Origin of the sequence: Enterococcus sp. AZ194 (genome assembly GCF_051713825.1) — a bacterium.
In the GTDB taxonomy this organism is placed as follows: domain Bacteria; phylum Bacillota; class Bacilli; order Lactobacillales; family Enterococcaceae; genus Enterococcus_K.
In genome coordinates, this window is record NZ_JBIOQR010000001.1 from 101,215 (window position 1) to 121,445 (window position 20,231).

Below are 20,231 nucleotides of genomic sequence, written 5' to 3' on the forward strand. Positions count from 1 at the left end.
CAATTAGTCAGTTGCTTGATCATTTGCCACTTTTGTTTGGACTTCTGCATGAACTTTTGATGGAAGCCCCCAAAGTTTGATGAAACCAACTGCTGCGTCTTGATCAAAGGTATCCGCAGAAGTATAGGTCGCTAACTGTTCATTGTACAAACTATTCTCTGATTTACGTCCTTCGACAATGGCGTTTCCTTTAAATAATTTCACACGAATGACCCCGTTAACGTAGACCTGTGTTGATTTTAAGAAGGAAATTAGCGCATCGGTTAAAGGATTGAACCAAAGTCCATCATAAATGATTTGGCTTAACTGATTTTCGATAGTTGGTTTAAAATGAGCTAACTCACGCACAAAGGTTAAATCTTCGAGTTCTTTATGAGCGTTCATCAAAACGACTGCACCTGGGCACTCATAGACTTCTCGAGATTTGATACCTACTAAACGATTTTCCACGTGGTCAATTCGACCAATCCCATGTTTACCGGCCGTTACATTTAAAGAAAGAATTAATTCGGATAAAAGCATTTTTTCGCCGTTTAATGCAACAGGGACGCCGTTTTCAAAAGTAATCTCAACGATGTCCGGTGTATCAGGTGTCTCCTCTAGCTCGGCAGTTAGGGCATAGGCTCCTTTAGGCGGTGTCGCCCAAGGATCTTCTAAAATCCCACATTCGCAGGCACGTCCCCAAAGGTTTTGGTCAATTGAATAAGGATTGTCTAAGTCAGCTGGAATAGGCACACCTTTTTCTTGAGCATAGTTAATTTCTTCTTCTCGCGACCATTTCCATTCACGAACAGGCGCGATGACCTTTAACTCAGGTGCTAAAGCGCTAATCGCTACTTCAAAACGAACCTGATCATTGCCTTTTCCCGTACAGCCGTGAGCAATGGTTGTTGCGCCCATTTCATGCGCTAATTCCACTAATTTTTTCGCAATTAATGGACGAGATAGAGCGGAAACTAACGGGTAAGACTGCTCGTAAAACGTATGTCCTTGTAAGGCAATTAAGGCAAATTCTTGAGCAAATTCTTCCTTAGCATCAATTGCATAAGAAGCTGAGGCGCCAACCTGTAGGGCTTTTTCTTTAATAAACGTCATATCCTTTTTCTCACCAACGTCTAAACAGCAAGCAATCACATCATATCCTTCATCAACTAACCACTTGACGGCAACGGAGGTATCGAGTCCTCCAGAGTAAGCCAAAATAACTTTTTCCTTCATTTAATTCTCCCCTTAAAAAATTATTTATTTATTTTCAAAAAAAATTTATGGACTAATCATAGCACCATTAAAAAGAAAAGACAACAGTTTTTATTAATAAATATGCAATATTTTTCTATTTAAGAATATTGTATACAGTAAAAAAGGGATATTACCGTATTTTATACATAATTTTTGAATAAAAATAATTTAGTGTTGAGTGGTATCTGTTGAAAAAAGAGTTTCTAAAATGGAAATATTTTCCGAAAGGCAGTGAAAACGCATTGACAGAAGGCTTTTTAGAAGGTAATATGTTAAATGGTATTGTTTGCCCCACAAAGAGCCCCGGAAACTCGAAGTGTATGTCAAACATCAGAAACTTAAATTGGAGGAAAATATTGTGCGTACAACATATATGGCCAAAGCAGGCGAAGTAGAACGTAAATGGTACGTAGTAGACGCAACTGATGTTCCAATGGGACGTCTTTCAGCAGTTGTTGCATCTATCTTACGTGGTAAAAATAAACCAACATTCACACCTCATGTGGATACTGGAGATTTCGTAATCGTAATCAATGCAGACAAAGTAAAATTAACAGGGAACAAAGCAAGTGACAAGATTTACTATCGTCACAGTAACTACCCAGGTGGATTGAAATCAGTATCTGCTGGAGAATTACGTGCAAACAATTCTCGTCGTTTAATCGAAACTTCTGTAAAAGGAATGCTACCTAAAAACACTTTAGGTCGCAAACAATTGACAAAATTAAACGTGTATGGTGGAGCAGAACATCCACATACTGCACAACAACCAGAAGTCTTAGACATCACAAACTTAATCTAATAGGAGGGAATTTCATTGGCACAAGTTCAATATATCGGCACAGGCCGTCGTAAAAATGCAGTTGCCCGCGTACGTTTAGTACCAGGAACTGGTAAAATTACTGTAAATAAAAAAGATGTTGAAGAATACATCCCACACGCAGACTTGCGTGAAGTTATCAACCAACCTTTCGGAGTTACTGAAACAAAAGGCGCATATGACGTATTTGTTAACGTAAACGGTGGAGGCTACGCTGGACAATCAGGAGCTATCCGTCATGGTATCGCTCGTGCATTGTTAGAAGTAGATCCAGACTTCCGTCTAGCTTTAAAACGCGCTGGACTATTAACACGTGACGCACGTATGGTTGAACGTAAAAAACCAGGTCTTAAGAAAGCTCGTAAAGCTTCACAATTTTCAAAACGTTAATATATCTTTGTATATCAACATTTCAAGGCGTTTCGCAATTCAGTTTGTGAAGCGTCTTTTTTTGAATTTGACACCATTGTTGACACCATTCAGGACAGCACCATTTTGAGCTAGTTTGCGATAAGCAATTTCACCAACGGGCATTTTAATGACATTTGGTGTGTTCACATAAACTTTTGTGATTGTTATATCGCTATGAGTAAGGGCTTCTGAAATCTGTTCTAAAGAAGTACCAGATTGTCTAGCTAAGGTTGCCCCAGTATGCCGTAACTTGTGTGGAGTCGCATGGGTAAGGTGTTTATGTCGTCGCTCAATGGATTTCATACGGTAGTTCAAATAATCTGTATGAAGTCTTTGATTGATATTTCCTTTATCATCAAAGAAGGTAAAGAGTAGCTGTTCTTCGGTTTGTTCGATTTCAAATTGAGATAGTTCTTCTTTTTGTTGGACTTTCCACTGTTGAAGTAATTGCTTTAGTTCATTTGGAATATGGAAAATTGTCGTTTTATTCCCTTTGGTGCTTTTTTCATTGCCAAATTTATCCAAGGCTTTACCAATCGTAATCTGGGAAGTAGTGAAATTCACGTCCTTCCATTTGATGGCATAAGTTTCTGATTTGCGATCAGATAAAAAGAAAGTAGTCAGAAATAATACATAGTCTTGTAAAGTCAATTTCCCACTTTCATAATCGCTTTGAACGGCAGTTAGCCATTCTTGAAGTTGTTCAAAGGAAAGGTATAAATCTTCTTCTTTCTTAGCTTCTTGCAATTGGTTTTTCTTAGTAGCATTGATTCGTTTAAGCGATTTTTCTAGTTTATTCCGTTCGATGTATTCAAGTTCTTCCGCCCAATCGAAAATAGAATTAACGTAGCTACGTAGTATTTTGAAGTTTGCGTATTCGGCAGCCTTTTGTGTCATGATTTTTAGAACGAAAGCTTTATTTTGATTCAAATAGTTCAATGTGTATTTCCCAAGCATTGGTAAGATGTGAAGTCGAAAAATATCTTTTGTATTCGCGATTGTCACAGGAGTAGGAGACTTCGTGTTTCGAGAAGTTAAACCAGCTGTATAAGCATCAATCCAGATATCTTCATAGAAAGCTTTGAACAGTGCTTCACCACCTAGTTCAAAAGCATTCTTTTCTTTGTTTTCCCGTAGCTCTTTAATCTTGGCATAAAAATCAATTTCTGCTGCTTTTGCATCCTTTCTAGTTTTGAAAGTTTTGGAATAAAGTTTGTTTATGCCTATCATCTCTTGGATATCTTGTGGATAGTAAAGCCGTAAACGGTAAGTCTCATTTTCTGTTTTACTAATTGCCATAGTATTTCCCTCCGAATTTGCGAGCCGAAATCAAATACTATATATGGAGTATAACGATGTCGGAATTATTTTGCTAGGCTTGCAAGCCATTGATCAATGGCGATACGGTCAAATCTATTTGATCCGTGGATTTGAATAAGGGGTAAGCCCTCTTTAATCCAGCCATCTAACGTATTATTGGAAACTTGTAGATAGTTACAAGTTTGTTTTTTATTCATATAGCGGTGTTGCAGGTTTTCCTGGGTCTTAATTTTTTCGATTTCAGTTGTGATTAAATCAGATAGTTGAGTAGAAATAATGCCCATCTGATCATCACTGAGTAAAATTTTCATTTCGGTCATATTCTCACTTCCTTTGAATTTTGCGTAGGGAATAATGAATTATTTTTTTATCTTGGTATAGTGAACAGTACTTTCTTGAAAATCCATCACTTGTTCAGGAGTTCCATCTTCATTTATCGCACTGTAAAATATCGGACGTCTTACGAGATACTCATTGGTATAAAGTACCTCTTGATTTGTGGTATCAAAAGGTTGGTCCACGAGTTGTTTCGTGACGCTGGGCACTTTGAGGTTGCGCGACTTGAAGAACGCTTTTTTCTTATGCTCTTTGATATCCAAGTCCTTATCAAAATATTTACTGATATAGCGTCCACGATTTTCGATACTATCCACATCAATCTTGTTGATTTTGACAAATCCATGTCCCCAGATGGTAGTAAGGCGATTGGTGGAGATAAAAGGAAAGTCAAACAGGATGATGTGGTAATGGATCGCACCTCGTTCTTGTTTTTCCCACGTGGCAAGGTATTTTAGTTTTGCTTTCTTTGTATGATAGAGTTCGTAGTTTAGTCGTTTGATAAATTTTTTGAATTCATTATTCGCATAGGCAATGTCTTGAATGCTTTCTCTGAAAGTGAGGGTTAAAAATTTTGTCCGATTGTCAAAGTTCATATCCACGAGTCGGGCAATTTCAAAGCGCATATTTTGATAGTATTTTTGTTTTCGTTTTAAGCTGTCGTATTGTCCTTGAGCAGATAATTCATCATAGTTTTTTCTTTTTTCGGTAGTTGGATTCTCTTCTTCATAAAGCCAAGCTAATTCTTTTTTTCGTTTTGGATTGGTTTCAATATTTCCTGTTTTTTGTTTAGGAGTAATGATTGCTTCATAATCATAAATTTCAAGGTACGTGGGAGTTTCAATGATTTTTTGATTATAAGCTTTCAAAAATCCTCACTCCTTGATGTGTATTCAGTTGTCAAAGAACCATCATTTTTCGCCTGATGTTGTTCTATAAATCAAGTTAAGGGGAAGTCCTGCAAAGCAGTCCTTCCAGCCTATGTGTTTATTGGGCGGTCTTAACGGACAGAAGCGGCTCTATGGCGCTGCCCCGCCGTTTCGTCCTAACCACCCAACAAACCCATAGGAAAATTAGTCTTGCGCAGTGGGACCTTGTTTTTTCGGAATCAAAGTTGCCGCATCTGCCGTGGCTGATAAACCATAGCTGACAAATTGACCGTTAGAGCGACCCCAAGGTGCAATCACTAAATTGGCAAATGTAACCATGGCTAAACCTTGTTGGGTAAGTTCTTCCGGAGTAATCACAGGATATTCAGATTTGACTTTGACACTGATTTTCTCGTAGCGGAGTTTTGGTAGGATACATTCGTAACTCCAACCTAGAATTTCTCCGTCTTTTTGCCAGCGAGTAACATTGACAACTTGATATTCTTTTTCGAGTTTTTCTTTTGGTAAAGTGAGATCATTGATTTTAATTGGCATAATAGCCCTCCTTTTTTTGATATACGATAATTTATACGATTGGGTTAAAAAAATATAGATGGCCATCTATGATTTGTATTTTATACGTTTATTTATACGAAGTCAAGAGATTTAGTAAAAAAATATATACGAAATTTTATACGAATGGTATAATAGGGAAAAATGACAAGGAGGAAGTAATCTATGTTTGGCTTATTACAACCTGATAAAGTGAAGGTAGGACAACGAATCAAAGAAATCAAAGAGAGTATGAATCTGTCCTTTACAGAGTTAGGAAATCGCTTGGGGATAAAGAAACCAACAATCAGTTCCTATGTTCAAGGCTATGCGTTAGCCCCTGAAAGTGTTATTAACCAATTATCGAGTATTAGTGGGAAACCAGTAGGCTGGTTTTACTTTGGTGATATTGAAGAATTTATTGCGGACTACTTGCAGTTAAAAGGGCAGAACAGGATTGTGCAAGAACATCCAGAAGTTGTGAAAGCAATCAAAGAAGAGTTTTACACTGGGGAGTTTAAAAATCCGGCATGGGAAAATGAAGTTGGTTATCCATGTGAGGGGTTCATGGATGATTATTTTTATGAACTGCAGCAAGACGTCATTAAAGAAGAAATTCAAAAAATGGTATGTGATCAGATAAAAAATTTACCGATTGCCGATGAATTATCTAAACAGAAGAAAGATGAGGCAGTCACCGTTATTACGATCGGTATCATCGAATACATGGATGTAGCTGGCGAATTTAATTATGAAAATAAAGATGATATGATTAAACTGGTTAAGCAGGAAGTCGATAAGTACGATTTTTTTGCAGACAGTAATTTTGAAGATCGGTATTTAGTAGGAAAACTAATAAATATCTTGGCAGATCAACAAAAAACTGTCGAACTTATCAATAGATTGTCCGAAGAACTGACGAAGAAATCTTTTTCCGGAAGATTTGGTGGGGAAGAATTGATAGAAGCATTTGAAACGTTACGTCCGGCACTAATCCGAATTTATAGTAAAGTTACTACGGATGAAATGGAGAATTGGTTTAGAGAGGATATTCGTTAACATATAGATGCCTTTTCTAATAAAAAGAACTATATTTAAAAAATTCGACAATGGAAGTAAACCTGAAATATGCATAAACAGGATACTGAGTGAGAGTCCATTTCAGCCTTATTTTTAATATAAATAAAAAGTTTTTTTTGCTAATCGCTAAAAAAGATTGGATTGAGACTTTTCGAGAGAGATGTTTACTTTGCTAAGGCTTCATTCAAAAAAGTCTAAGAAAATTTTTATGGTTTTATGATTGTTTAAGAAGTAAATCAAAAATGGGGGGAAAAACGTGGAGGATAGATATAGTAATTTTTTAGATGAGATTAATGGAAAAAATATTAGTTTTTTGATTGGATCTGGTGCATCGGCTGGGATAGTCCCAACGTTGTGGATTGACTCATTCTCAAAGTCTTTCGAAGAATTGTTGACTTCAACAGAATATGATGATAATCAAAAAATAGTGCTTTATTATATATGGTTCAATCTTTGGATTAAAAAAACGCAAATCTTGGAAATACAAAGTGAACCTAAAGAAGTTTTTGAAAATTATGAAAATTTTATTTCTAATTTAATTACTATATCTAATCATGAAGGGTTTGACAAACCAAAAAGAATAAATATTTTTACTACGAATTATGATTCTTTATTTGAGGTTTCATTTGATAAGTTGGCTTCAAAAAATAGACTTACATTTTTCAACGATGGTAGTAGAGGATTTATAAAAAAATATGTCTCTTCAGAAAATTTTTATATCACTGCTTCACACTCAGGTATTAGTGATGGCTTCCAAAGGAGTATTCCAACTATTAACTTAATCAAATTACATGGATCGGTAACCTGGAAAAAAAATAATGAAAAGATTGAAATGAGCTTGGAAAATAAAATTTTTGAAGAGCTTGTTGAACGGACTGAAACAATCAATGAATTGATTTTGGGAAAGAAGGAAGAAGATTATCCAATTTGGGAATCTTCTGTTTTAAATGAAGCCATTGATTTTTTTGATAATAAAAATATCGAACAATCCATTTTTGATATTAATCTTACAGAAGAGACATTAAGAAATTATATTAATCAAATTTACTCTATTGTTGAAGAAGAACTAAATGACTTTAAGAAGTGTTACGACTCGTTACCCATAGTAAGCCCAACGAAGAAGAAATTTTCCGAAACTGTATTTGAACAACATTACTATCAGATGTTGAGGATGTTAAGCTTTGAGTTGGAAAAAAAAGATAGTATTTTAATTGTCTTTGGTTTCTCTTTTGCAGATGAACATATATTGGAAATAGTTAGAAGATCTATGGTAAACCCTTTTTTAAAAATATATGTTATTGCATACAATAAACAATCAAAAAAATTGATAGAAGAAGCTTTGGGAAAGGGAACCCAAGTTGAATTTATACCAAAGTTTAATGAGGAGGCAGATGGTGGTTGTGTAAATGGGGACTTTAGTTTTTTAAATAATTTGTTAGGTGGTAGAAATGGATGAATGAGTCAAACGATAATTCTTCCCTAAACTTTGTGGTTGGTGCAGTTCGTGAGATTAGAGGTACTTCCGTACTGATAAGACTCTTCGAAAATACAAGTCAATTAGTGCATTTCTTTCATGGAGAAAAATATTCAGGCATAATCATAGGATCATATCTGGGAATTATTCGTGGGCAATACACAATTGTTGGTAAAGTGGAAAAGGAATACGCTTATGATCAAATGAAAGATTCTACTGTACAAGAGTTTCGAAAAGACCGGTTTGTTAGAGAAATTGAAGTGAAAATAATTGGTAGTTTTAAGAGAAATGAATATAAATCAGGTATGGTCGCTTTTCCACAGATATTTAATGACGTCATTTTATTGTCAGATAGTCAAAAAGGAAAAATTATTGGCGGATATGAAAGCTGTACTGATTCGAAGGACTTGATGATTCCGCGAATAAGTATAGGAAAAGTATGGCCTGATGGAATTAGATTTAATTTGAAATGGTATCGACTTTTTAACAGTCATTTAGCTATTTTTGGAAATACAGGAAGCGGGAAATCGAACACTTTAGCAAAACTATATCACGAACTATTCAAATTAGATTTTGAAGATCAATTATTGGATTTTGGAGAATCAAAATTTGTACTATTGGATTTTAATGGCGAATATATAGGTGAAAAAACAATAACCGATAGTAAAAAAGTATATAATTTGACTACTAATAGAAACAAAAATAATGGAGATAAAGAAACTGATTATTTAAATATTCCTGAAGAAAGATTTTGGGATAAGGATATGTTATCTGTTCTTTTTGGAGCAACTGAACAAACTCAGCAGCCTTTTTTAAGTAGGGTTTTAAACTATTATTTTGAAGAGGAAGGAAGCTTTCAAGATAGCTTACCTCGATATATTGCTGAAGCTTTTTCTAATGTTTATATTGTCTCGAATAATAATAGCTTGGATCTCTTTAAGCAAACTCTGAAATTGTTAGAATTGAGAAATGAAGATGTCTCGGAATGGATTAACAATACATTATATAACAATACAAATGAGAGTTTTTATTCAAAACAATATTTAGACGGTTGGAAACTCTCTGGAAAGTGTTTTTATTGGAATCCAGATGAAGATTTGTTGCGTGAAGAAAAACAAAAAGTTTTATCAAAGCTAAATAAACGAACTTTTAATATCAATAATCCAATGAAAAATTTACAAATTGCTTCATATTTAAAAATGATATTTGAGTTAAGACAGCATACAGTTCAGTTTGATCATATAGCACCTTTACTTCATAGAATTGAATCTCGTGTAAATGATTTTTCCAAGGTATTTAAAATAGTAGGTGGAGACAAAGAAATATTTAGCGATACCATCAACGTTGTATCATTCAAAGATGTTAACCAGGACATGAAGATGTTAATACCAATGGTTATAGCTAAAATGACTTATGAAATGAATCGTGAACAAAATAACAATCGAGATAGAATTTTTAACTTGATTATTGATGAAGCACATAACATTCTTTCAGAAACATCTAGCAGAGAATCGGAGAAGTGGAAAGATTATAGGTTAGAAGTATTTGAAGAAATAATCAAAGAAGGTAGAAAATTTGGATATTACTTAACTGTTTCTAGTCAGCGACCGGCTGATATTTCTGCAACGATTGTCTCTCAAGTTCATAATTATTTTATTCATCGGTTAGTTAACGATAATGATCTACGACTTCTAGATAGAACAATGTCCTCGCTAGATAGTGTCTCAAAAGAAAGTATTCCCAATTTAGCCCCAGGACAAGTGATATTAACAGGTGTGCTATTTGATCTTCCAATAATTATACAGGTTGATCAATTGAAAAAGGAAGAAGCTCCAAATAGCGAAAATACACCTTTATTGGATATTTGGAACTTGAAAAGTAGTAAGTTCAATTGAAGATCTTACAAGTTCATTCAATCAAATTTATAAATAGCAATGAGCCTGAATTATTCATACTTTTAAAAAAATAACGAAGAAAACCTTAAAACCAAATTTTAGAGAACTTGGCACCTAATTTTGAATCTATTCAGAAGAAAAATTGGATTCGAAACTTAATTCTGCCTTCATTTCTTGGGTTTCACTTAAAAAAGGGCACACTAGCCCCTTGGTAGCACTAAAAAATTTTTTTAAGGTCTATGTCAGTTTTTTGTAGGATAAAGCTGTAAGCCTTGTATTTTTTCAAGAACCTGCCAATAAAACACATCAAATACATTCGTGCTAGAAAGTTGAATAAACGTTCGCCTTGCATGAGAGACCACACGAGCTGCGATATGAAATAGACGGAAACGAATCGTACAGATGCTAAGCTTCTTTTGAGTTTCAGGAAAGACCAGTTGTTTCATACACTGCATTAAATTGTAAGCAACACTGCTTAAAAGCATCCGAAATGCATTCGCTGTAAACGATGTACTGTCCGTTTTATCGAAGAAAAAACCGTTTTTGATTTCTTTGATTAAATTTTCCATGGCACCACGGTTTTGATACATGGGGAAAATTTGTTTTGGAGATAACTCTATTAGATTGGTTACGAGAAATGCATGAGAAAACAGAAATTCTCCAGCGTTTCGAGTCGATTTGATCACCACGCGATAGGGATGTACCCAAGTATTCGGGCAATAGTTCTCTAACGTAAACCACTGGACTTCTTCTTTGGTGAAATCAGTCTCATCACTGTATAAGACAAGTTGTTCAGCGATTTTTTGCAGTTTTCGATTGGCTTTTAGTCGAATGATGAATTTGGCATGGTGTGTTTCACAAACTTGATAGACTTCAGGTTTGGCAAATCCACTGTCTCCTCGAACAATCAGTTCTAACTCCTTTTCCTGATAACGCTGAAGGATAGGCGCTAGAAAATCTTCGGCACCTTTTGAAGTATAGTCGCACCCTGCACGCAATTCAGCACCTAATAATGCGCCAGAAATGAGGTCAAAAGCTAATAGAGGATGATAGCCAGTGGTTTTATAATGGCCATTGTAAGTTGATTCTTCTTGTTTTCCATAAGTATCACAGTGCGTAGAATCGATGTCCAAAATCATTTGTCTTTGATTCGTTTGCTCGATTAAAAACGCACCGAGAGTTTGTGCTAAATGGTGTACGCCAGGCAGTTCTTCTTGACTGACCCCATTGATAAAACGAGATAACGTTGGCTGAGAGGCACAAAGCTTATCCAGTGCAAGTTGAAAAACAGGATCCTCTTTTAATGTGTTAGCCGCTTCATCTTTCTGATATCCGGCAATCAGTTGAAGGACCAATTGCGTAAATTGGTTCTTTAGCTGATGAGTACAATATTTCCTATTGTCTTGAAAAGCGACTGTTTCTTGTAAAAAATGGTCAAATTGGATTTTTTTCATAAATTCTTTCACAAGTAAAATGCCGCCATCTGAGGAAAGCCGACCACCATCGTTAGAAATTTCCAGTTTGGGATTGAATAAAAGGGATTGTTGTTGTAATGTAGACATGAAGAGCACACTCCTTGTTTTTGTTGGTTTTTGTCAACTTTACAATAACATAAAGTGTGCTCTTTTTGTGCACCTATTGGGTGAAATGAAAGAAATCTCAAACCCTTTGAGGTTCTTAGAGTCTTGAAACTTTCTAATGATTTTATGAATAATTCAGGATGAGAAATAAAAAATAAGTAAAGTAATCTTTGAGTTACTTTATAGTACGGAGGTGAATAATAATGATAAAGAGTAAGAGTATATGGGAAACGTATATAGATAATTTTCTTAGCAATGATGTAACCATTACTGATATTACAAATTTTTTAAAAAATATATATAACATCAAATTAGAAAAATATGAAATAAATGTTCAGCCTCGCACACATTGGAAAACTAAACTAGAAAAAGAAATAAAAGACAAAAAAAATATTGTATATATTAACTGTTATGAGATCAAGAATTATGGAAGTAAGCCACTTATTTGTGGAGTTACTAAAACTGGAAAACATGGTACAGTGGATTTTGATTTTAATAAAGATGCCAACAAAGATACACAAAATTATTCAATTACAGGGAGAGCCTTTTTAAATGATAAGGGTTTTGATTATGATAAACATGCAATTTATTTGTTCGGATGTCAGGATAAGCAAGAAGCATATCTATTAGAGCGTGAAATACAGCAACGATTTCATTTGTTCGGGAGCTAATTATCAAATATGGAATTTTGTTCGAAATTTTTAATATACTCTGTATAGAGGCTTATTAAACAACTAAATCTTATTAGAAATTTCTTAGTAAGGAATTATTTCATTTCCACTCCATGAAATCATAAAAATAAGATTTATTTTATTGAAAATTTTAAAATGTTGGTAACAAAAATGAGTACTACTAGTAATTGTTGCTGAATGGTTAATGTAGAGGAATGGTGGGTTATGGAATACTTATATCATTATACTAATGTGGATACGTTAAACCTTATTATAAAGAATGGAACATTTCGATTTAATTCTTTACAAAATGTAGATGATTTGGAAGAAATGGAGACTGAAGATTTTGGAAATTTAGGGAGATTCTGCTATGTTAGTTGCTGGACTGATGAAATGAAGGAATCAATACCTATGTGGAAGGAATATACTTCTCCTAAAAAGGGATTAAGAATACGGTTGCCAACAAATATTTTTGAAGAAGTACAAGATATAGGGTTTACTAGAGAACAATTAATACAATTGGGTGCTAAAAAGGAAGAAATTCAAGCTTTTGCTGGTTTTCCTTACACAAAGGGATTAGCTAGCTATGAAAGAGAAAATTTAGTTAAGTTTATGCCGCAGATTGTAGAATTATTTCCCGTAACATATACAAAAGATTCTAAATTACTTAGATATAGTGTTTATAACGAGGATGAAAATAGTTCCAGACTCGAAACAAAACTAATTGGGAAATTTAAAAATATTGATTGGAATTATCAATCTGAATGGCGATATAAATTATTTGCTTTTCCGTTTGGATTATTCACTATAGCTGCTAATCCTCAATTGACGGCTGATCCACAACAAATCTTAAAAATTATAAGGACGGTTCCTATTCCTTACGATTACTTTGATATTCCCTTCAGGAAAGAGTGCTTAAGTGAATTAGAAATTCTAACAAGTCCGATTTTTGATGAAGAGGCTAGCCAATTGTTAACAACTATTGTTGATACTTTACCAAATGTAAAGGTAAAACAATCAACGCAGCGATGGGTGAGATAATTTGAATAGATTATATTTTTGAGAGATAAACTATTCTTTGATTTGATTGACGATTTAATGATATTTGTTAATTTTGAAATGTTTTATGTATATCTATTAAATAGTATCGAATCGGCTCGCAGAAGATTGACACCATTGCTTTCAAATAAATTGAAAGTCTATAAATTTTTTCCTTTTATATCTCTCTAAATCGTTGCTATTAAATTATTATGAAGCTGTCTGAAAAAAAGGTTGGGCTAACCAGGTCTTAAAAAAGCTCGTAAAGCTTCACAGTTCTCAAAACGTTAATCCTTATTATATCAAGGATTTCAAGACACTCTCCAGATTTTGGAGAGTGTCTTTTTCACGTTTTTAAACAAAAGAATTCCAAAAAATTAAAGCATCAGCAGTAAGTGCCTAATAACTAGGTACCTATAATCAAGCGACACCTCCGGGTATACTTGGCTTATCAAGTAAATTGGAGGTGTTTGTTTGACCAAGACAAACGAAATTGTACCCATTCAGCTTCATACGCAGCCAGACCAGAAACAAAATCAGAAAGTAGCGAGTGCGAAGCTAGCTGCACGAATAAAAAGAAAAGATGGCTCTGAGATACATCTATATAATGGTATCAGTAGTTATATTCTTGCCGCAGTGCTTAGGGAGTTGAGATGACGTGCTTCTTGATTTCACTAAAGTAAAGAACTTGTATATCGTCACTGGGAAAACAGACCTTCGTCGTGGAATTGACGGATTGGCGAGTCTCATCCAACAAGAGTACGAGCTAGATGTTTATTCAGATGCCCTCTTCCTTTTTTGCGGTAATCGATGTGATCGTTTCAAAATTTTGTATTGGGATGGTGACGGCTTCCTCTTATGTTATAAAAGGATTCAAGATGGCCGACTCAAGTGGCCTAGAAAAAAAGAAGAGGTTCGACAACTAACTAGTCAACAAATTCGTTGGTTATTTGAAGGGTTGGACATCGATCAACCCAGGGCGATAAAGCCAGGGAAAAGAGGCCAATTCTAATAGATAAAAACCGTAATAAACATTGATTTAATGCGGTTTTTATCTGTTTTTTTGTTCTAAAAAATGGTATAATAAAGGGAAGGAAAATAGATAGAATGGTGGTGGATTTTTTTGGATATATCGACAGATGTAAGTTCAACAAATAACGTTGAGATTGATGTAAATGTCTTACTTGAACTTTTAAAAAATCAGACTGAAACGATTGATTCTCTAAAGAAAACCAACCAAGCATTAACCACCGAAATTCAACTACTGAATGAAAAACTCAACTACTTTATGAATCGCCAATTCGGGCGCTCAAAGGAAACTATTTCCTCAGATGTTAGTGGTCAATTAAATTTATTCACAGAGGAACTCGAAGAGGCCTCTATATTTACCGTACCCAAAGAAGAAAAACCGGCCCCTGAAAAAAAGTCTAAAAGGAAGAGTGGCCAAAAAGCTGAGAAAATCGCGCACCTTCCTTTAACTGAAATACACCATGAACTTCCACAAGAAGAACGTTCTTGTGAACATTGTGGTACTCAAATGATTGATATCGGTACAACAAAATTACGTGAAGAGGTCCGATTCCATCAAGCAATGTTGGATCGATTGGCTCACATTCAACACACTTATTGTTGTAAGGCATGTGAAAAGGCAGATGTTTCTTCCTATAAGAAGGCACCTGTTCCTAAACCAGTCGTCCCAAATAGTTTAGGCTCAAACAGTATTATTGCGGAAACAATCCGTCTAAAATTCGGTCAAAAAAGTCCAGCGAATCGCCAAGAAATTTATTGGCGAGAAACACTCGGACTCGATATCTCACGCGATAATATGACAAACTGGCATATCAAAGCTTGTCATCATGCGTTAGATCCGGTTGCCGAACGATTCAAACATTATTTGAATCAAGAAGAGATTCTTCATGCAGACGAGACGAGCTATCAAGTGATTCAGAGTAAAAAAGCAAAAACCTATTACTGGCTCTTCTCAACCGGGAAACATAGTGCACAGCCTATTGCCTATTACCATCATGCAGAGTCTAAATCTGGGACAGTACCGAAAGAGTTTTTGTCTGACTTTAAGGGGTATCTTCATTGTGATGGCTATGCAGGGTATAATTATGTAACGGATGTGAAGCTCGTCTATTGCCTTGCGCACGCACGTCGAAAGTTTTTTGAAGCCATCCCCAAAAATAGTAAGGCCGAACAAACGCCAGCAGTTGTCGCCGTGAAGATGCTTGACATCTGGTTCGAGCTAGAACGCAAATGGAAGGAAGTCACCATTGAGGAACGTTTTGATAAGCGTCAAGGTTATCTGAAGCCATTGGTGAACAACTTTTATGAATGGCTAGATACGTTCGTTGCGGTCCCAAAATCGAAGCTAGAGAATGCCGTTGAGTATGTACGGAAGATACGAAGCGGATTTGAGCGAATCTTTGAGGATGGACGATTGGAATTAAGTAATAATTTGGCTGAGCGTCATATAAAAGAGCTGGTGATTGGGCGAAAAAATTACATGCATTCCTGTAGCTTGGAAGGCGCACGAACATCAGGCGTTATTTTGAGTATCTATCGAACGGCAGTAGCCAATGGTCTCGACCCGATTCGATATATAGAATTCCTATTTGATCGAGTACCAAATATGGAAACTCAATCAGATGAAGGGTTGGACGCCTTACTTCCCTGGAAACCAGATGTTCAAGCATTATGTAGAACTACTTATAAACAGACCAAATAACCTAAGCTTAGTATAAGGCTTGGGCTATTTGGCGTGTAGGTACTATTTTATTAGGCACTTACCATCAGCATCTTGCTGGTGCTTTTTTTCTGCCATCTATTCAAGACTGTTAAAGTATTTTTTATTCATTTGAAAAGTGTCTTTCTCAAGCTGCTTGCTCTATTTTTCTATTAAAAAAATAATTTCATTGATTTGTTTACCAACTAATGATAACCTTGTGATGAAATGATGGTTGTCTTTTGGTTGTTTTGGCTATGAAAAATACTAATAATGAATAAATTATATCTTAAGATGTACTTTATATAGGTTATAAGAAGCTTGAAAAAACGCGTAATTGATTGAGGCGATTGGGAATGTAAAGCTCAGAAAAAATCGATGCTCATTGATTATAGATTCTTACCAAAAACGATGTAGATATGGAGGTTGGTGTAATGTAAAAAGTTCAGAAGTTTCTAGTTTTTGTTTGTGTTATGTAGAATTCAAAAGGACATAAGAAAAAAATTGACTAAGGCTTGGAAATCTTAAGAGGAGGTTTTACATTTGGAAACAATCAAGGTCGGAATTGTAGGGTTGGGACGTTTAGGAAAAGTTCATGGGGAGAATTTAGCTTATAATATCCCGAATTGTGAGTTATATGCCGCTTGTAGTCCTGTAGAAGAGGAATTGAAGTTTGCTAAGGAAAAATTAGGTGTGACAAACGTCTACACAGAGTACTCCGAGATGGTCGAAGATAAGGACATTCAAGCAATATTTATTGTATCGCCATCAGGTTTGCATTGTGAACAAATTCGAATTGCTATGGAGCATGGGAAGCATGTGTTTTCTGAGAAGCCAATTGGGTTAGATATTACAGAAATTGAGAGAACAGTCGCGGTGATTTATTCTTATCCTAAGCAAGTCTTTATGTTAGGTTTTATGAGAAGGTATGACGAATCGTATCAATATGCCAAAACAATGCTTGAAGAAGGTGCGATTGGCGAGCTGACGGTTATTAGAAGTTACGGAATTGATCCCAAAGAAGGGCTTGAAAGTTTTGTGAAATTTGCTGGTGCGAGTAACAGTGGTGGTTTGTTTGCAGATATGTCTATTCATGATATCGACTTGATTCGTTGGTTTAGCAATCAGGAGGTCAAACGTGTTTGGGCGATTGGGAAAAATACAGCTTATCCAGAGCTTGATGCGTTAGGAGAACTAGAAACAGGTGCAGCTATGTTGCAATTAACCGATAAAACAATAGGGATTTTAGTAGCGGGTCGCAATTGTTATCATGGTTATCATGTAGAAACTGAATTGATTGGGACTAAGGGGATGTTACGGATTGCGCAAATCCCTGAGAAAAATTTAGTGACGATTATGAATGAACAAGGGATTGTCCGTCCTTGTTCTCAGAATTTTCCAGAACGTTTTAAGCAAGCTTTTATCAACGAAGAGAAAGAGTTTATTCGTTGTATTCTCGCGGGAGAACAGCCTGAAGTGAATGCAAATGATGGACTGCAATCAACAAAGGTAGCCATTGCCTGTCAAAAATCATTTGAAGAGAATGAGATCATGGATATTCTGTATTAAAAGTAATTACTCTGCTAGTTATCTCTTTAACGCAAGCTTGTTTTTATAATTTGCGCTTATCCAAAAGTTGCTATTAGTGATTTCAAATGATTAAAATTCAATCAATCGAACAAGGTCTAAAAAAACTGGAAGCTTCATAATTCCCCCAAAATAGACCTCTTCTCTTTATCAATAGTTTTAAGACACTTTCCAAACTAGAGAGTGTCTTTTTTAGAGCATAGAGCTAGTAGAGCATTTAGGAGATGTCTACTAGCTTTATATTCTCAATTCTATACAGTTGCCCTTCATTCATTGAAATAAGTTAGCAATCGTTTAGCGATATCCTTAGATATAATGCGTAAAGCAATCGCATCGTTTGAACTATTTGGAAGCATCCACACAACTTTGCTATCTAAAATTATAAAGTATTGTATTATTTTCTTTTTAAAATCAATTTTATAACCTGAATCTATAAGTTGATCTATTTGTTGTTGATAGAGGACTTTATTTTTTTCTGAACTTGAAGAAATATGCGGTAGCAGTATAGTGAAACTTTGAGATTGATTTATTGAGAGTAACTGTTGAAATATTTTTTTTGTTTAGATAAGGTAAAACTAATAGGCCTTTTTGGGCAAGGAGTAAGTCTTTATCTAAAATTTTATGGTAATGCTCAAGCATAATACTACTTTTAGAGGATTCTGTGTGCTCATCCTCATATAAGTGATAGCCTAATTGTTTATATGTCCGTAGTCTTTTTTGATACATTCTGTAAATCATTGGGATTGCATAATCGACATAATCATAAACTCTCAGTTCACTTTTTTCATCTAGGTTCCGTAACAATCGTCCTAAATATTGTTGTAAATTACTTTTACCAGAGATGGGCATTGTTAGCAACAAGGTATCCAATGCAGGCAAGTCAAAGCCTTCTCCTGCATAACTGCCTGTTGTTAATAAGACAAAGGAACGTCCTTCTTGTTTTAGGTTCATCAATTCTTTTCGAAGTACTTTATTTTTCAATTTACTATTCAATATATAGATTGGCGCATCTAAATCTTTTTCTTCTAATAGTTGATTCAGAATATCTAGATGCTTAACATATCTACTTAAGACTATCACGTGACGTTTTTCTTTTAGATTTTCACATATATCAAAAACAATTTGGCTATTTCGTTCGTCTGATTCTAACATTAGTTCGTAATTTTCGTGGATGGTAAGTAAGGTATTATTTATCTCGTGTTCGCCTAATGAGGTGAAACGCATAAATAGTTTTTGGTCGATATAGATGGGTATTTCTTTTGTTGCAGTATAGGCAATATTTCCCAACCGCATATATAGAATATTCTCTAGGTGATCTTCTCTCTTTGGGGTTGCTGTTAGACCGTATAAATAGCGACAATTTGCTGTTTTAATTACATCTTCGAAGGTTTTTGCGGCCACATGATGTGCTTCATCAACTATAATCATTCCATATTGATTTATTATATCCTTTAGATTATCAAGTTTAGTTAAACTTTGAAACAAAGCAATGTCGACTAACCCACTTCTGTCCATCTTACCACCATAAATTTTTCCAATCTGAGCTTTTTTCTTTTTACGTCCAGTCTTTGTACGTTCTTCAATCGGTTCTCCTTCAATTGTTAGGAATTTTTCCAGTTGTGCTTTCCACTGAAGTGCTAAGTTTTTATTGTTTACCAAAACTAAAGCGTTTACTTTTTTATCAGCAATTAGTTTAGCTGCTATAACGGTCTTTCCAAATCCAGTACCAGCAGAAAGGATTCCCATATCTTGAGCTGCTAACGCCTCTAGAGCTAGATTCTGTTCTCCGGACAATCTACCATTGAAATCAGCTTTTAGAGTAGTTCCTTGGCTGAGTTTGTCGCTAAAATATGCATTAGGAAATAGCTCGGTAACCTTATTTTTTAACCCACGTGGCAAGCAAATTTCATGATCATTTATTTCAGCTAAACTAATTAGTCTAGGGATACCATATGTGGATAATCGTTTTCTTTGCGCAATATAAAAATTTTGATTATGGAATGTTGCTAAAAATTTTAACTGGATTAATGCTTTCTTGGAAATTTCAGAACGTTTGATAACAAGCTCATTCTTTGAAATGACTTCTATTGAATTGTCAAAACTTTGAGATGTAACTTCGGAGTCATCTAATAATAAAATCTCATTTTGTTTATTTGCTTGAGGTTTAAAGTACTGGACCGGAAGTTTCTGACCAATTTTATTAATAATGTTATCCACTGTAGTGTATGATATTTTAGGGGTCTGTTCCAATATGCCCCATATATCTTCAATTAGTTTAAAGTGCCTATCGATAAAACGACGATAGCCTTTTTTTACTCGTTCCCCTTGTAAAGGTAGAGCGATTAGATTACCAAAACCACCTATAGCAACTTCATCTCTATTTTGTTCATGGAGAGAAGGATTTGCAAGTATCAAAAGAGGTGGTCATTGATTTTTTTAATCGAATCACCTCACCGAAGAAGGAATTAGTTATTTTTTCTAATTCAGCGCATTTTCCACACTTAGAGGAAAAGGAAAAATTTATGCAACTCGTCTAGCCTCATCAGTATTTAAATAATGAAAATCAATTTAGCACTGTAACTGAGGGCGCGTGAGTCATGTAGTTAGGAGTTAAGAAGGTGTTGTAATAGT

18 protein-coding genes are annotated in these 20,231 nt (G+C 35.0%); 11 read left to right on the forward strand and 7 right to left on the reverse strand.

Annotated elements, in window-relative coordinates; all coding sequences use genetic code 11:
- Window positions 1-3: 3 nt before the first annotated feature.
- On the reverse strand, window positions 4-1,218 hold the full coding sequence (locus tag IGI37_RS00645; protein WP_438759480.1) for an argininosuccinate synthase: 1,215 nt from the start codon (window positions 1,216-1,218) through the stop codon (window positions 4-6).
- A gap of 376 nt (window positions 1,219-1,594) precedes the next feature.
- On the opposite strand from IGI37_RS00645, the gene rplM reads away from it, so the two are divergent.
- Both rplM and rpsI read left to right on the forward strand, forming a co-directional pair.
- Window positions 1,595-2,041 carry a 50S ribosomal protein L13 gene (gene rplM, locus IGI37_RS00650; protein ID WP_438763556.1) on the forward strand — a complete coding sequence of 149 codons (447 nt, stop codon included), beginning with the start codon at window positions 1,595-1,597 and terminating at the stop codon, window positions 2,039-2,041.
- A gap of 15 nt (window positions 2,042-2,056) precedes the next feature.
- Complete coding sequence (gene rpsI, locus IGI37_RS00655) at window positions 2,057-2,449, forward strand: 30S ribosomal protein S9 (RefSeq protein ID WP_067395005.1); 393 nt, start codon at window positions 2,057-2,059, stop codon at window positions 2,447-2,449.
- Window positions 2,450-2,488: 39 nt separating this feature from the next.
- On the opposite strand, the gene IGI37_RS00660 is transcribed toward rpsI, so the two are convergent.
- From IGI37_RS00660 to IGI37_RS00675, 4 genes are all read right to left on the reverse strand, one after another.
- On the reverse strand, window positions 2,489-3,769 hold the full coding sequence (locus IGI37_RS00660; protein ID WP_438759481.1) for a site-specific integrase: 1,281 nt from the start codon (window positions 3,767-3,769) through the stop codon (window positions 2,489-2,491).
- Window positions 3,770-3,834: 65 nt separating this feature from the next.
- Complete coding sequence (locus IGI37_RS00665) at window positions 3,835-4,110, reverse strand: helix-turn-helix transcriptional regulator (RefSeq protein ID WP_002340127.1); 276 nt, start codon at window positions 4,108-4,110, stop codon at window positions 3,835-3,837.
- Between the two features lie 39 nt (window positions 4,111-4,149).
- The gene (locus IGI37_RS00670) at window positions 4,150-4,995 is read right to left on the reverse strand and encodes a rolling circle replication-associated protein (RefSeq protein WP_438759482.1); all 846 of its coding nucleotides are present in this window, start codon (window positions 4,993-4,995) and stop codon (window positions 4,150-4,152) included.
- A 204-nt stretch (window positions 4,996-5,199) separates the two neighbouring features.
- The gene (locus tag IGI37_RS00675; protein WP_424684367.1) at window positions 5,200-5,550 is read right to left on the reverse strand and encodes a hypothetical protein; all 351 of its coding nucleotides are present in this window, start codon (window positions 5,548-5,550) and stop codon (window positions 5,200-5,202) included.
- 183 nt (window positions 5,551-5,733) lie between these two features.
- On the opposite strand from IGI37_RS00675, the gene IGI37_RS00680 reads away from it, so the two are divergent.
- From IGI37_RS00680 to IGI37_RS00690, 3 genes are all read left to right on the forward strand, one after another.
- Window positions 5,734-6,606: a helix-turn-helix domain-containing protein gene (locus IGI37_RS00680; protein WP_438759483.1), complete on the forward strand. Its 873-nt coding sequence runs from the start codon at window positions 5,734-5,736 to the stop codon at window positions 6,604-6,606.
- 277 nt (window positions 6,607-6,883) lie between these two features.
- Window positions 6,884-8,083: an SIR2 family protein gene (locus IGI37_RS00685; protein WP_438759484.1), complete on the forward strand. Its 1,200-nt coding sequence runs from the start codon at window positions 6,884-6,886 to the stop codon at window positions 8,081-8,083.
- Window positions 8,080-9,996: an ATP-binding protein gene (locus tag IGI37_RS00690; protein ID WP_438759485.1), complete on the forward strand. Its 1,917-nt coding sequence runs from the start codon at window positions 8,080-8,082 to the stop codon at window positions 9,994-9,996. The genes IGI37_RS00685 and IGI37_RS00690 overlap by 4 nt, the downstream gene beginning before the upstream one ends.
- A 242-nt stretch (window positions 9,997-10,238) precedes the next feature.
- Here IGI37_RS00690 and IGI37_RS00695 read toward each other — a convergent pair whose 3' ends face one another.
- Window positions 10,239-11,558 (reverse strand): IS1380 family transposase, encoded by a 1,320-nt coding sequence (locus tag IGI37_RS00695; protein ID WP_438759486.1) that lies wholly within the window; start codon window positions 11,556-11,558, stop codon window positions 10,239-10,241.
- 221 nt (window positions 11,559-11,779) lie between these two features.
- Here IGI37_RS00695 and IGI37_RS00700 point away from each other — a divergent pair, with 221 nt between their 5' ends.
- The 6 genes from IGI37_RS00700 to iolG all read left to right on the forward strand — a co-directional run bounded on the left by IGI37_RS00700 (window position 11,780) and on the right by iolG (window position 17,582).
- Window positions 11,780-12,247, forward strand: a complete 468-nt coding sequence (locus IGI37_RS00700; RefSeq protein ID WP_438759487.1) for a hypothetical protein — start codon at window positions 11,780-11,782, stop codon at window positions 12,245-12,247.
- A gap of 225 nt (window positions 12,248-12,472) precedes the next feature.
- Window positions 12,473-13,288: a DUF2971 domain-containing protein gene (locus IGI37_RS00705; RefSeq protein WP_438759489.1), complete on the forward strand. Its 816-nt coding sequence runs from the start codon at window positions 12,473-12,475 to the stop codon at window positions 13,286-13,288.
- Window positions 13,289-13,759: 471 nt separating this feature from the next.
- Window positions 13,760-13,942 (forward strand): hypothetical protein, encoded by a 183-nt coding sequence (locus tag IGI37_RS00710; RefSeq protein WP_438759490.1) that lies wholly within the window; start codon window positions 13,760-13,762, stop codon window positions 13,940-13,942.
- Window position 13,943: 1 nt separating this feature from the next.
- Window positions 13,944-14,297, forward strand: a complete 354-nt coding sequence (gene tnpB / locus IGI37_RS00715) for an IS66 family insertion sequence element accessory protein TnpB (protein WP_438759491.1) — start codon at window positions 13,944-13,946, stop codon at window positions 14,295-14,297.
- 117 nt (window positions 14,298-14,414) lie between these two features.
- On the forward strand, window positions 14,415-16,016 hold the full coding sequence (gene tnpC / locus IGI37_RS00720; RefSeq protein WP_438763557.1) for an IS66 family transposase: 1,602 nt from the start codon (window positions 14,415-14,417) through the stop codon (window positions 16,014-16,016).
- Between the two features lie 540 nt (window positions 16,017-16,556).
- Window positions 16,557-17,582, forward strand: coding sequence for an inositol 2-dehydrogenase (gene iolG / locus IGI37_RS00725; protein ID WP_438759492.1), 1,026 nt, complete (start codon window positions 16,557-16,559; stop codon window positions 17,580-17,582).
- A 483-nt stretch (window positions 17,583-18,065) separates the two neighbouring features.
- Here iolG and IGI37_RS00730 read toward each other — a convergent pair whose 3' ends face one another.
- Window positions 18,066-20,015 (reverse strand): DEAD/DEAH box helicase family protein, encoded by a 1,950-nt coding sequence (locus IGI37_RS00730; RefSeq protein WP_438759493.1) that lies wholly within the window; start codon window positions 20,013-20,015, stop codon window positions 18,066-18,068.
- Between the last annotated feature and the right edge of the window lie 216 nt (window positions 20,016-20,231).

Bases quoted from the DNA above. Each gene is read 5' to 3' on its own strand.
- IGI37_RS00695 (WP_438759486.1), bottom strand. From the start codon at position 11,558: ATGTCTACATTACAACAACAATCCCTTTTATTCAATCCCAAACTGGAA.
- IGI37_RS00660 (WP_438759481.1), bottom strand. From the start codon at position 3,769: ATGGCAATTAGTAAAACAGAAAATGAGACTTACCGTTTACGGCTTTAC.
- IGI37_RS00645 (WP_438759480.1), bottom strand. From the start codon at position 1,218: ATGAAGGAAAAAGTTATTTTGGCTTACTCTGGAGGACTCGATACCTCC.
- IGI37_RS00690 (WP_438759485.1), top strand. From the start codon at position 8,080: ATGAATGAGTCAAACGATAATTCTTCCCTAAACTTTGTGGTTGGTGCA.
- IGI37_RS00705 (WP_438759489.1), top strand. From the start codon at position 12,473: ATGGAATACTTATATCATTATACTAATGTGGATACGTTAAACCTTATT.
- IGI37_RS00675 (WP_424684367.1), bottom strand. From the start codon at position 5,550: ATGCCAATTAAAATCAATGATCTCACTTTACCAAAAGAAAAACTCGAA.
- IGI37_RS00665 (WP_002340127.1), bottom strand. From the start codon at position 4,110: ATGACCGAAATGAAAATTTTACTCAGTGATGATCAGATGGGCATTATT.
- IGI37_RS00680 (WP_438759483.1), top strand. From the start codon at position 5,734: ATGTTTGGCTTATTACAACCTGATAAAGTGAAGGTAGGACAACGAATC.
- IGI37_RS00700 (WP_438759487.1), top strand. From the start codon at position 11,780: ATGATAAAGAGTAAGAGTATATGGGAAACGTATATAGATAATTTTCTT.